Origin of the sequence: Bacillus sp. TH25, assembly GCF_016650935.1 — a bacterium.
In the GTDB taxonomy this organism is placed as follows: Bacteria; Bacillota; Bacilli; order Bacillales; family Bacillaceae_G; genus Bacillus_A; species Bacillus_A mycoides.
In genome coordinates this window covers 277395-290387 of record NZ_JAEKEU010000002.1, presented here as the reverse complement: position 1 = coordinate 290387, position 12993 = coordinate 277395, and the positions used below count along the sequence as shown (strand labels likewise).

Annotated in this window: 11 protein-coding genes and 1 pseudogene; all 12 read left to right on the top strand. The window is 33.3% G+C overall.

What is annotated here, in order from left to right:
* The first annotated feature begins 5 nt into the window (after positions 1-5).
* The 12 genes and pseudogenes from JFT89_RS01575 (at position 6) to asbD (ending at position 12990) form a co-directional block, all read left to right on the top strand.
* Positions 6-218, top strand: a complete 213-nt coding sequence (locus JFT89_RS01575) for a DUF6366 family protein (protein WP_002064918.1) — start codon at positions 6-8, stop codon at positions 216-218.
* A gap of 219 nt (positions 219-437) precedes the next feature.
* Positions 438-2741 (top strand): glycoside hydrolase, encoded by a 2304-nt coding sequence (locus JFT89_RS01570; RefSeq protein ID WP_201039394.1) that lies wholly within the window; start codon positions 438-440, stop codon positions 2739-2741.
* A gap of 359 nt (positions 2742-3100) precedes the next feature.
* On the top strand, positions 3101-4102 hold the full coding sequence (locus JFT89_RS01565; protein WP_483862140.1) for an LCP family protein: 1002 nt from the start codon (positions 3101-3103) through the stop codon (positions 4100-4102).
* A gap of 62 nt (positions 4103-4164) precedes the next feature.
* A pseudogene (locus JFT89_RS30695) lies at positions 4165-4425 on the top strand (sensor histidine kinase); the annotation flags it as partial.
* A 134-nt stretch (positions 4426-4559) separates the two neighbouring features.
* Positions 4560-5381, top strand: coding sequence for a peptidoglycan-N-acetylglucosamine deacetylase (locus tag JFT89_RS01560; RefSeq protein ID WP_201039392.1), 822 nt, complete (start codon positions 4560-4562; stop codon positions 5379-5381).
* Positions 5382-5396: 15 nt separating this feature from the next.
* The gene (locus JFT89_RS01555; protein ID WP_002202330.1) at positions 5397-6053 is read left to right on the top strand and encodes a YkyA family protein; all 657 of its coding nucleotides are present in this window, start codon (positions 5397-5399) and stop codon (positions 6051-6053) included.
* A gap of 171 nt (positions 6054-6224) precedes the next feature.
* The gene (locus JFT89_RS01550; protein WP_002064923.1) at positions 6225-6905 is read left to right on the top strand and encodes an MgtC/SapB family protein; all 681 of its coding nucleotides are present in this window, start codon (positions 6225-6227) and stop codon (positions 6903-6905) included.
* A gap of 85 nt (positions 6906-6990) precedes the next feature.
* The gene (locus JFT89_RS01545) at positions 6991-7527 is read left to right on the top strand and encodes a GNAT family N-acetyltransferase (RefSeq protein ID WP_033706680.1); all 537 of its coding nucleotides are present in this window, start codon (positions 6991-6993) and stop codon (positions 7525-7527) included.
* Positions 7528-7775: 248 nt separating this feature from the next.
* Positions 7776-9584: an IucA/IucC family protein gene (locus tag JFT89_RS01540; RefSeq protein ID WP_201039391.1), complete on the top strand. Its 1809-nt coding sequence runs from the start codon at positions 7776-7778 to the stop codon at positions 9582-9584.
* Positions 9585-9651: 67 nt separating this feature from the next.
* Entirely contained in the window at positions 9652-11493 is a 1842-nt protein-coding gene (locus JFT89_RS01535; RefSeq protein ID WP_016094229.1) for an IucA/IucC family protein, read from the top strand.
* A complete protein-coding gene (locus tag JFT89_RS01530) occupies positions 11480-12718 on the top strand; it encodes an AMP-binding protein (RefSeq protein ID WP_002135784.1) in 1239 nt (412 codons plus the stop codon). The genes JFT89_RS01535 and JFT89_RS01530 overlap by 14 nt, the downstream gene beginning before the upstream one ends.
* Positions 12715-12990, top strand: coding sequence for a petrobactin biosynthesis protein AsbD (asbD, locus tag JFT89_RS01525; RefSeq protein ID WP_002064932.1), 276 nt, complete (start codon positions 12715-12717; stop codon positions 12988-12990). The genes JFT89_RS01530 and asbD overlap by 4 nt, the downstream gene beginning before the upstream one ends.
* Positions 12991-12993 lie beyond the last annotated feature (3 nt).

The following is a 12993-nucleotide window of genomic DNA, read 5'->3' as shown; positions in this document are numbered from 1 at the left end:
ATTATATGAGTTCAAAAGAGTCACCAGAAGAAAAAAGAGAACGCATGAGACAAAGTGAATTGAAACATAATCCTACCGGTTCTTTGAATGATGGACTCAACAGGGCGAAATCAGGTAGCCCTGCTGATATGACAGGTGGTATGAATTGGAAAGGTACAGGGATATTAATTTTAGTGCTAGTTGTAGGATATATTATATACACTTACTTTTTCAGTTAAGGAAAGCTTGATGGAATTTAGATTTGCTTGATCTAATTATTAGTGAGAATAAAAAAATAAGGATTAAAGTCCCACTGTATTACATATTTTCTTTAAACAGATTATAGTTATACGTAAATTTTTTTGCTCATAATAGAGCTAGCATAATGCTAGCTCTATTATTTTTTGCCATATTCCTGTAACAAACCTCCTGTATATTCATTGGTGGAGGTGCAGAAGATGAAAAAAATGATAGCGATATGTCTTCTTACAACATTGTCATTTTCGACTTTAGTCGGGTGTGATGTAAAAGGTAATGATGCTTTACAAGAGTCTAAAATAAAGAAAGCGACGTATAAAGATTTTACTTACGATGTAAATCCTGAGACTTTTACGTTAACTGTAGAACATGATGGTGTAAAAGAACAGGCATCACAACCGTTACCGAAAATGAAGGTATCGAATTTGAAAAAAGACAAGGATCATACATCATGGGAATATCCGGATCAAAAAGTAAAAGTAAATTTAGAAAAGAAAAAAGATCACTTGAATATTGAAGTGGAATCGACTGGTGCAGAAAGTTTTACATGGCCAAAAGTGCAAGCTGAAAATTATACACTTCCGTTATGGGAAGGTAAGCAAATTCCAAGTAATGATGAGAATTGGAAGAAGTTTTTAAAGGATGATGCATATTCATTTGCTGAATCCTTTTCTATGAAGTTTTTTGCATTAAATGGTTCTAAATATTCGATTGTATATATTGCGAACAATATGTTTAATAATGAATTGAAATTTCATTCAGATCCGAAAATAGGGTTTGATTTTACACATGAATTCCCGAGTATAAATAAAAATAAAACATATGGCTTTCAATTATATGTGACAAATAATGATGCAGTAAGTATTGCTAAACTGTACAAGGATAATATTGTCGAAAAAGGTGAATTTAAAACATTACAAGAAAAGGCAAGAAAAAATAAAGAAATTGAAAAACTTTACGGAGCGGCTCATTTTTACTTTTGGAATCAAAATGGTTTATCAGAAAGTAACGTAAATTGGCCGAAGTTAAGAGAGCAAATAAATAGCCCAGTGTTTAGCCATATAAAAGAGCTTATTCAAAAGAATAGTTCAGAGCCTGGGGAATTGAATGTATTTGAGCAAGTGAGTAAACAAGACTTTATCGATAAGTACCAAAAAAATGTTATTTTACGCTATACAAACGAAGTATTATCTATGAAGGAATTGTATAAAGAGGATATTTTCCCGAAAGTTGATCAGGAAGCTAGTGTGTTATTAAAGAAAGGTGTAGATCACTTATCGAAGACAGAGCTGTATAGCTTAAATAAACATTTATTAAAGTCAGTACTCGGTGATGCAGTTGAAGAAGTAAGTAAATGGGGTAAAGCAGATGGAACGGATATACTAAAGGAAATGAAACAGGCCGGGATAGAAAAGGCGTGGATTGGTCTACCGAACTGGGAACAAGGATATATGCAGCCTAATTTTGTTACAGAAGCTAAGAAAACGGGATATTTAGTTGGTCCGTATGATTCTTATCATTCTATTCATGAGAAAGGTGATAAAAATTGGAACACAGCTTCCTTTAATGATCCAACGTTATATGAAGAGGGTACTGTAACGAAGAAAAATGGAGAAAAAGTACAAGGATTTCTAGGTAGAGGCCGAAAATTAAATCCGACATTATCACTTCCTAGTGTAAAAGAGCGAATGAACGATATATTACAAAATGGTCCTAAATATAATTCATGGTTTATTGATTGTGATGCGACAGGTGAAATTTATGATGACTATTCAGAAAAACATATAACGACACAAGAACAAGATTTACAAGCCAGATTAAAACGAATGGATTATATTGCACAAGAAAAAGGGATGGTAGTTGGATCTGAGGGTGGAAATGATTTTGCGAGTAGTACGATTGCATTTGCTCATGGAATTGAAACGCCAGTTATTAAATGGGACGATGAAGATATGAGAAAAAACAAAACAAGCCCGTATTATGTAGGTGGATATTGGTCACCAAATCAAAATGTTCCCGAAAAATATGCAAAACAAGTACCGTTGAAAGAAGAATATAAACAAGTATATTTAAATCCAGTATATTCGGTACCATTATATAAATTAGTATACAACGATTCCGTTATTACAACGCACCATTGGGAATGGGGAAGTTTGAAGGTGAAAGATGAAGTTGGAAATCGTATGTTATATGAGTTATTGTATAATGTTCCTCCGTTGTACCATTTAGATGAAGTAGAGTGGAATAAGCATAAAAAAGAAATTACACAGCATCTGAAAGTTTGGAATGAAGTTCATGAAAAAGCAGTAAAAGAAGAAATGACGAACTTTGCATATCTGTCAGAAGATAAGCTAGTACAATCTGCTTCATATGGAAAAGATATTAAAATTATTGTGAATTTCTCAAATAAAGATGTAGAAATAGAAAAAACGAAAATACAAGCAAAATCAGCTTTAATTAATAATAATGGGAAGCAAATGATATACACACCAAATGAGAAATAATAAGGTGAAACTTTAATCAGTGGGGGATTTATCCCTCACTGATTATTAGTCATCACCAATCAAAATTTCACGGCACAAACTTGACTCTTTTATTCCTGCTAAATTATGAGGTGAAAGTCTTACTACCTGCAAATAACAGAATGATAAATCTGTAAATTTGAACGTTTTGAAGTGTTAAATTTTTGAAGTTGATAAATAGTGACTTGCCAAAAATAAGCACGAGAGTATAATGTGAAATGGAATACATATTGGATTCATGATGTAACCTTACAAAAATGTAAGGTGATTGAAAGGAAATTCAATATGAAGATTACTAGACATACATTATACTAGGAAAAGAGAAAGAGAGGAGAATGAACATGAGCTCTGAATTAGAACAAGATACGAGAAGCAGTAAAAAACGTTCTAAAAGAAAATCAATAAAATGGTTCATTTTAATTCCATTTTTCCTACTTGTTTTTGGAGGAGTAGGATATGGATCGTTTATATATAACAAAGCAAAAGCTGTTGTAAGTGATGCATATGCAAAAATTGATAAGTCATCAAAAAGGGACAAAGAAGTGGAACCTTTAAAGGATAATATTTCGATTTTAATCATGGGTGTCGATGGAAGCGAAATGAGAAAAAGCCAATATGGTGAAGCGGTTCGAACAGATGCACTTTTATTAGCGACAATTAATAAAGATAATAAATCCGTTAAATTAGTAAGCATTCCTCGTGATTCACGTGTTTATATTCCATCTAGAAAGAAATTAGATAAAATTACACACGCACACGTATTTGGTGGTGTTGAAAGTACAAGAGATACAGTGGAAAGATTTTTAAATGTACCAGTTGATTATTATGTGAAGTTTAACTTTGAGTCATTTGTACAAATTGTAGATTCAATTGGTGGTATTGATATTGATGTACCTGTTACTTTCACAGAACAAGATAGTAAAGACCAAGCAGGTATGATTCATTTAGAAAAAGGTTTCCAACATTTAAATGGTGAACAAGCCCTTGCACTTGCGAGAACGCGTAAAATTGACAGTGATACAATGCGTGGTCAAAGACAACAACTTGTAATTGAAGCAATTGCGAAAAAAGCAATGTCTGTTCAATCTATTAGTAAAATGGGCTCTCTACTTGATGCAGTTGATAAAAATATGAAAACAAACTTAACGTTTGATGATATGCTTGCTATTACGAAAAATATGGCAGGATCAGATTTGCAAATGGAAAAGATGCAAATAGAAGGAACGGATAAACGTATTGGTGGTATTTATTATTACATTCCAAACGAAAAAAATGTGAAAGATATTTCGACTAAGTTAAATGAGCATTTAGGTGTTACACCAAAACCAACTCGAAATGAATAAGTATAAAAAAAGGTTGGCCTCAGCCAATCTTTTTTTATGGAAATGGAGTGCTTCATTTATTTTTAGTAGAAGGGCTACTAGTTTTTTCACGTCTACAGTTAAATCATTTTAATTTATATAAACAAAAGGTGCAATTGTACGATATACTAGAGGGAAGAATTTGGTAATTAACTCCTAAAATAGAGAAAATAAATTCATCTCATTGCAAGTTGAAAGCGAATTGAATTGATGGAAGATCAAACAGGTTAAAACAAATCTTCTTGAAAGTTGTACATAGTGCAATCAAGAATTGGTATGAAAAGAATAAAGAGTTTGTTGAGGCAGTAACAACAATTTTGATAAAACTCCCATTATAATTCATATTTTAGATTGTTTATATAGTGTAATAAAATAAATAGATGTATAATTATATTGGGTGATTTATATATAAGATTAATAGGGAGAGGAATTCGATAGAATGGAAAAGGCTTTTAAAATTAAACGAGTTGCAGTTGTTTCAGTAGCGATTGCAATAGTAGCTATTGGGTATTTCATGTTTCAATCTATTACTTCACCAGCAAAAGCTGTTGCGAAGCAAGAAAATATAGTGCAGCTTGCAAGTGAACAATCGAAAGTTGAAATGAATAAAACGGCGCCAAGTCGTTTTAATGGACAGGAAAGAAAAGTTGCTTACCTTACATTTGATGATGGGCCAGGAAAATATACGGCTGAATTATTAAATATGTTAAAACAGCATGATGCGAAGGCGACATTCTTTTTAATTGGTGCGAATGTAAAACAGTTTCCTGATTTAGTAAAACGTGAAAATGCAGAAGGACATTATGTTGGAATGCATAGTATGACACACAATTTTGCGAAGTTATATAAAAATGGCGAGTATGTTAATGAAATGAAAGAAGATCAAGGCTTAATCGCAAATATTATTGGGAAAGCCCCTAAATTAACACGTCCTCCATACGGATCGATGCCTGGTTTAAATGAAGGTCTCCGAAATAAAGTAGTTGAGGATGGTTTAAAAGTGTGGGACTGGACAATTGATTCTTTAGACTGGAAATACAATAAAGTACCAGTGGATGCAGCGGCAGCGCAAATCGCTCAAAATGTATTAGCTGGTGCAACAAAACCGCAAGAAGTCATTTTAATGCATGACATTCACCCGCAATCAGTTGCTGCTGTGCCAGCAATTTTAAAGGGTCTAAAAGAAAAAGGTTATGAATTTGAGGCATACCATGAAGAGAATCACTTCCCAGTGAATTTCTGGCACGATAACCGTATGTAATTGGAGGAATTGAAGTTGAAGTATGGAAAAGTAGCAGTAGTTGGAGCTTTATCAGTAGGATTATTATCAGGTTGTTTCGGTGAAAAACCAGAAGAAAATTTATATACGGCTTTTGAAACAGCAGCGACACAAGAAAAATCGTTAGCTGATGATACGAAAAAGTTAGAGCAATTAGAAAAGCAAGGGCAAGAACTATATTCTCAAATTTTACAAGAAGGTAAAGAACATAATGAAGCAGTCACGAAGAAGATAGAGGAAGCTACTGCAAATGTAAATGAGCGTGAGAAAGTATTGAAAAACGAGAAAGAACTGTTAGAGAAAGCTCAGAAGGAGACGAAATCAGTTCAAAGCAATATAGAGAAGCTTGAAGATAAGAAATTACAAAAACAAGCTAAAGCAGTAGAAGAGTCGTATAAAAACCGTTATGCTGCATTCCAAAAAATGAATGAGGATTACACGAAGGCGTTAGCGAATGAAAAAGAGCTGTATGAAAAATTAAAAGTAAAAGAAACGAAGTTAAAAGAAATTGGTGAAAAAGTTAAAACTGTTAATGAGTTAAATGTGGAAGCGCAAAAGGCGAAAGAACAATTTAATAAACACACAAAAGAGTATAATGACAGTAAATTAGCATTTTACAAAGATGCACAGATTAAGACTAAAGAACAAAAATAAATAATGATCTTAATCCTAATAAAAAAGCTATAGAAAAAGCCGGAGAAACATTGCAAAAAGTGTTTTTTCGGCTTTTGTCGTTAAATGAATAGAAAAGACTGGAATTGATATCATAAAAGAGTTATAGTGTATTATTCGAAGGAAAACATTGTAAAGTAAGGAGAATGAAATATGTCATATGAATTTTTATTCAAATTAGGTTTAGCACTCTTTTTAGGATTATTCATCGGGATAGATAGGCAGCTAAAGAATAAACCGCTTGGTGTGAAAACAAGTATGGTTATTTCTGTAGCAAGTTGTTTAATTACAATGGTTTCAATTGAATCAGTGAATGTTTATTCTGTACCGGGTCATACAAACATGGATCCAATGCGTCTCGCCGCTCAAATTGTTAGTGGGATTGGTTTTCTTGGAGCAGGGGTAATTTTACGAAGAAATAATGACGTTATTTCAGGATTAACGACAGCCTCTATGGTATGGGCCGCTTCAGCACTAGGTATTGCGATTGGTGCAGGTTTTTATATACAAGCGACGGTTGCTATGATTTTAATTATATTAGCGATTAATGTACTTCCTCACCTTGTGAAAATTGCAGGCCCATATTCATTGAGACAAAAGGACTTGTCTATCAAAATTACTGTAAATGAGCATCGAGAGTTAGATGGGATTTTTAAGCAAATTAAAAATTTAAATATGCAAGTGAAGCGAGTGAAAATTAAAGATATTGATAATGGAGCATCTCAGCAATTAGAAATGGTAATTTTAGCTCCAGAAGATTTATATACAACTGAGTTATATAGTTCTCTAAAAGAAATCGATCATGTCGTATCTGTTGAAGTTGAAAGTAGATAAAAAAGATTGAAAAGGGTGATGAAAATTTACTCTTTTTTATATGGGAAAAACATTTTGCTATAATTAATTACAAAGGGGGATATAAGTGATGGAGATACATGTTCGAAGGGCAACGAAAAATGATATTGCAAGTATAGCAAAAGTGCATGTGGAAAGCTGGAAAACAACGTATAAAGGGATATTTTCTAACGGGGTTTTAGACAATATAACGTATGAACAACGAGAAAACCTGTGGAAAAGCATCTTCCAAAAAGATGATAAGAACGAATATAGGTTTGTAGCAGAGACGTTAAATGGGGAAATTATCGGATTTATCGATGGTGGAGCTGAAAGAACGGGGACATATAATTGTGATGGGGAATTATATGCAATATACATTTTACAAGAGTATCAAGGAATGAAGATAGGACAACTTTTATTTCAAGCTTTACTATCAGATTGTAAAAAAAATAATATGCAATCTCTTTTAGTTTGGGTTGTCTCTAATAATCCTTCTAAAAAATTTTATGAAAAATATAATCCTGAAAAAATTGATACAAAATTTTTAGAAAGACTACATATAGAAGAAATAGCATATGTGTGGCGAAATATGGATTGTTTATACAAAACATTATCAATTTAGGTTTGAATAATTATATTATGTAAATTAAACTTACGGATATTAAAAAACATCAATAATTATATTGATGTTTTTTTGCATACGGATTTAATGTTGTGGAAAAGACAAAAGGTTTAGTCAGATGAAAAAATTCTGAAATATATATTGAAATGATTATCATTATCAATTAAAATTGTGATTGATAATGAAATTCAATTATCGATAGTTTTATGGAAATTTTAATAGTGTTCGTCTAAAAGAGGAGGACCAGTATGCAGCATGCGAAACAAATCGCAGAACATGCAACAATACAAAGCTTTTTAAACTGTTATTTAAGAGAAACAGGGAGTGGAGAATGGATTACAGAGGATGAAAGAATAGAAAGTATCTTCAGTAATACGTTGAATAGAAATATAGTCCCCACATATTTATGTTGTCGGCTATCGGCACAGAAGGTTACTTTGTATGGAGAAGTTATATATAAATCATCAACAGATCGCCATTTGTTTGGAGAACAGTTTTATTATCAAATCGGAGAAACTAAAACTGTTATAAAAGCAGATTACGTTACAGTTATTACATTTTTAATAAAAGAGATGTCTATCAACTATGGAGAAGGAACTAACCCTGCTGAACTTATGCTTCGAGTTATTCGTAGTTGTCAAAATATTGAGGAATTTACAAAAAAGAGAGCAGAAGATACATCTGCATTATATGGTTTCCATACAACTTTTATTGAGGCGGAGCAATCTTTATTATTTGGACATTTAACTCATCCAACACCAAAGAGTAGACAAGGTATATTGGATTGGAAAAGTTCCATGTATTCTCCTGAATTAAAAGGGGAGTGCCAACTTCACTATTTTCGGGCACATAAAAGTATAGTAAGTGAAAAGTCATTGTTACAAGATTCTACAACGGCGATGATAAAAAAGGAATTAAAGAACGATGAAAAGGTAGGTCAAGAATTTATTGAAGAGTACTGTCAAGAAGATGAATATTCATTAATTCCAATCCATCCGCTACAAGCAGAATGGCTATTACATCAACCTTATGTACAAGAGTGGATAAATCAAGGAGTACTTGAGTATATGGGTCCCGTAGGTAAGTATTATATGGCAACATCATCACTTAGGACGCTATATCATCCTCATTCGAAATATATGCTTAAGTTTTCATTTCCGGTGAAAGTAACAAATTCAATGCGCATTAATAAGTTGAAGGAACTTGAGAGTGGCCTTGAAGGGAAGGCAATGTTAAATACGTCAATTGGTGAAGTACTAGAAAAGTATCCAGGTTTTGATTTTATTTGTGATCCAGCCTTTATTACCTTAAATTATGGAGCAAAAGAGTCTGGATTTGAAGTGATTATTCGAGAGAATCCTTTTTATAGTGAACATGCAAATGACGTTACTTTAATTGCAGGACTAGTTCAAGATGCTATACCGGGAGAACGTACTCGTTTATCGAATATTATTCATCACTTAGCGGATTTAGAAGGTAGAAGCTGTGAAGAAGTAAGTTTAGAGTGGTTTAGACGATATATGAATATCTCTTTAAAGCCGATGGTATGGATGTATTTACGTTATGGCGTTGCATTAGAAGCGCATCAACAAAATAGTGTTGTTCAATTGAAAGATGGTTATCCAGTTAAGTTTTACTTCCGTGATAATCAAGGTTTTTATTTCTGCAATTCAATGAAGTCAGTGCTAGATAATGAACTAGCGGGTATTGGCGAACGTACTGGGAATTTATATGACGATTACATTGTAGATGAAAGATTTCGTTACTATTTAATTTTTAATCATATGTTTGGACTAATTAACGGTTTTGGTACAGCAGGATTAATAAAGGAGGAAATTCTTCTTTCGGAATTAAGGTCTGTACTTGAAGCGTTCCTTCCATATAACCGCGAACCTTCTACATTTTTAAGTGAATTGTTGGAAGAAAATAAATTGGCATGTAAAGCAAATTTGCTAACGAGATTTTTCGATGTTGATGAACTGACAAATCCTTTAGAGCAAGCAATTTATGTACAAGTAGATAATCCACTCGTTAGAGAAGTGGCTGTTCGTTCATAAGTAGTGCTAAAATTTCACGTAATACAAATAATGGAATTTGATATTCCGTATTATAGCGGAGGGATTTATGAAAGAAGAAGTTTATCACATGAAAATATTGAAGGCACTCCAATCAAAAGAGTACATTTCAGTAAGAAGAAGAGTATTCCGGCAATTAGTAGAATCGTTAATTTATGAAGAAATCATTACGCCGATGCGTATACAAAAGGGAGAGCAAATCCTTTTTATTATACAAGGTCTTGATGAAAAGAATCAAAATGTAATGTACCAATGCTATGGGCAAGAACGTATGACATTTGGGCGTATTTGTTTACATGACTCATTAATAATGAGAGTTCAAGATGAGGAAGAAGAAATACAATCAGTTTCACAATTTTTACAGGAGATTTTTCGGATTGTTCAAGTGGATCGAACGAAATTGGATTCTTTTATTCAAGAATTAGAACAAACAATCTTTAAAGATACGATTGCACAATATGAGAGAAGTTGTGAAGAAGACTATCTTGCGAAATCTTATGATGAGCTTGAAAGTCATTTAATAGATGGACACCCGTATCATCCTAGTTATAAAGCACGCATCGGGTTTCAATATCGTGATAATTTTCAATATGGATTTGAATTTATGCAGCCAATGAAAATTATATGGATTGCAGTTCATGAGAAATATACGACTGTAGGATATGAAGGTGAAGAGAGTTATAACTGTACCTTTAAAGAAGAAATTGGTGAAAAGAAAATCGAAGAGTATATGGATCGTATTCGAACAATGGACTGTGATTCGAAGAAGTACATGTTTATACCTGTTCATCCTTGGCAGTGGGAGAACTTTATTATTCCGAATTATACTGACCATATACAGGATAAATATATTATTTATTTAGGGAAATCAGAAGATGATTATTGCGCGCAGCAGTCGATGCGGACATTAAGAAATGTTACGAATCGAGAGAAACCATATGTAAAGTTATCAATGAATTTACTCAATACTTCAACTATCCGTACATTAAAACCACATTCGGTTGTGAGTGCACCTGCTATATCGAATTGGTTAAAAGATATAGTAAATCATGACCCTTATTTAAGGGATGAATCGCGTTTAATTTTGTTAAATGAATTTTCGAGTGTTACGTACGATGCGAATAAAAAAGCTACGTATGGCTCATTAGGATGTATTTGGCGCGAAAGCGTTCACAAATATTTAGATAAGAAAGAAGAGGCAATCCCATTTAACGGTTTATATGCCAAGGGAAAAAATGGGACACCAACTATTGATTTGTGGTTAAAGAGATATGGAGTAGAAAGCTGGTTACAATTGCTTATTCAAAAAGCAATTATCCCAGTTGTACACCTCGTTGTAGAGCATGGAGTCGCATTAGAATCACATGGACAAAACATGATTTTAGTTCATGAAGAGGGAATACCAGTCCGTATTGCACTAAAAGATTTTCATGAAGGACTGGAGTTTTATCGTCCATTTTTGAAAGAACTCGAAAAATGTCCTGACTTTACTAAAATGCATAAAACATATGCGAATGGTCAAATGAATGATTTCTTTGAAATGGACCGTATTGAATGTTTACAAGAAATGGTTTTAGATGCGCTTTTCCTATTCAATCTAGGTGAACTGGCTTTCGTGCTGGCAGATGAGTATCAGTTGAAAGAGGAACAATTTTGGATCATTCTTGTTGAAGAAATAGAAGATCATTTTGAAAGATTTTCGCATTTGAAAGAACGTTTTGAAGCATTACAATTATATGCACCTACATTTCATGCAGAGCAATTAACGAAGCGTCGTTTATATATGGATGTGGAATCGCTTGTTCATGAAGTTCCAAATCCATTGTATAGAGCAAAGCAACTTACAATACAAAAATCAGTTGTTACAGGGGGAAATCATGCTAATCGTTAATAAACAAGAATTTAGCAAATATGATTTTGAATTGAGATTACAAGGTTACGAGGGAGTGGAACAATTTCAAGAAGCAGAAGGAAATAGATTTGCACTTTGTCTGAAAGATCCATTCGATATTATTACGCTTGTGTTTTTTCTAAAAGAAAAAAGAGCATCTGTACTACTTATTCATGAAGATACGCCAAAGGATACAGCTATTGAAATGGCAAAGCGCGCAAAGTGTACTGCACTTTTATACGGAGAAAGTAACGACTTTACAAAATTAGAAGTTCCAAATCTATTACAAGAAGAACCGTCTTTATTGCAGTATAGTTCAGGTACAACAGGAGAGCCAAAACTGATTCGTAGAGCATGGACGGAAATTGAAACAGAAATTGCTGCTTACAATGAAGCTTTAAAATGTGAAGAAGACGAAGTGCCAATTGTAATGGCTCCAGTTTCACATTCATACGGATTAATTTGTGGCACGTTATCAGCAATTACGAGAGGTAGTAAGCCTATAATCATTACAAATAAAAACCCTAAATTCGCATTAAATATAGTTCGTAATACCGAAAAACATATCATATATGCAGTACCACTTATGTTACATATTATGGGGAGTTTTCCACAAGGGACTTTTCAGTTTCATAAAATTATGACATCAGGATCACCTTTGTCAGAAACGCTATTTTATAAGTTAAAGGGCATGACGAAATACATGATGCAGCAGTACGGCTGTTCTGAAGCTGGTTGCATTAGTATATGTCATGCTATGGAAACACATTTGGATTTAGGAAAACCACTTCCTCATGTAAGTATTAACATAGGTTCAAATGAAGATGAACCTGAAGAAATCGTAGTGAAAATTGCTGAAAAGGAGATTTATACAAAAGATTTAGGTTATAGATCTGAGCAAGGCCTTCATTTCATGGGGCGAATAGATGATGTTATTAATGTGTCCGGTCTAAAGGTATTTCCTATAGAAGTGGAAGAAACGATGCTTCGATTAGAAGGTATTCAGGAGGCGATTGTATACCGGGGCAAGCATCCTGTGATGGGAGAAATAGTAAAAGCGAAAGTAGTCTCTCGTATTGAACCAGTACAAATACGAGAATGGTGCATACAGCATTTACCGTCTTATAAAGTGCCACATGAAATTGAAAATGTAGCAGAGATTCCGAAAAATAAAACAGGGAAAGTAAGTCGGAAGTTATTAGAGATGGGAGAGATAACAACATGAGTCGTGAAATGTTAAAAGAAGCAGTTTTAAGTATTATGAGAGAAAAAATGGAACTGAAAAATGTAACGCATTTAGAAGAAACGATGCGTTTAAATCAAGATTTATATATAGATTCGGTAATGATGTTACAGCTTATAGTATACATAGAAATGGATTTAAAGCTATGTGTTCCAGAGGATGAGATAGACCCAAAGGCGTTTCTTACTGTAGGATCTTTGCTTGACTTTATGGAAGAGTTACAGCCGTTACACGAAATAAATGTGAATAACTAACCT

Bases quoted from the DNA above. Each gene is read 5' to 3' on its own strand.
- JFT89_RS01575 (WP_002064918.1), top strand. From the start codon at position 6: ATGAGTTCAAAAGAGTCACCAGAAGAAAAAAGAGAACGCATGAGACAA.
- asbD (WP_002064932.1), top strand. From the start codon at position 12,715: ATGAGTCGTGAAATGTTAAAAGAAGCAGTTTTAAGTATTATGAGAGAA.
- JFT89_RS01550 (WP_002064923.1), top strand. From the start codon at position 6,225: ATGTCATATGAATTTTTATTCAAATTAGGTTTAGCACTCTTTTTAGGA.
- JFT89_RS01565 (WP_483862140.1), top strand. From the start codon at position 3,101: ATGAGCTCTGAATTAGAACAAGATACGAGAAGCAGTAAAAAACGTTCT.
- JFT89_RS01540 (WP_201039391.1), top strand. From the start codon at position 7,776: ATGCAGCATGCGAAACAAATCGCAGAACATGCAACAATACAAAGCTTT.
- JFT89_RS01535 (WP_016094229.1), top strand. From the start codon at position 9,652: ATGAAAGAAGAAGTTTATCACATGAAAATATTGAAGGCACTCCAATCA.
- JFT89_RS01570 (WP_201039394.1), top strand. From the start codon at position 438: ATGAAAAAAATGATAGCGATATGTCTTCTTACAACATTGTCATTTTCG.
- JFT89_RS01530 (WP_002135784.1), top strand. From the start codon at position 11,480: ATGCTAATCGTTAATAAACAAGAATTTAGCAAATATGATTTTGAATTG.
- JFT89_RS01560 (WP_201039392.1), top strand. From the start codon at position 4,560: ATGGAAAAGGCTTTTAAAATTAAACGAGTTGCAGTTGTTTCAGTAGCG.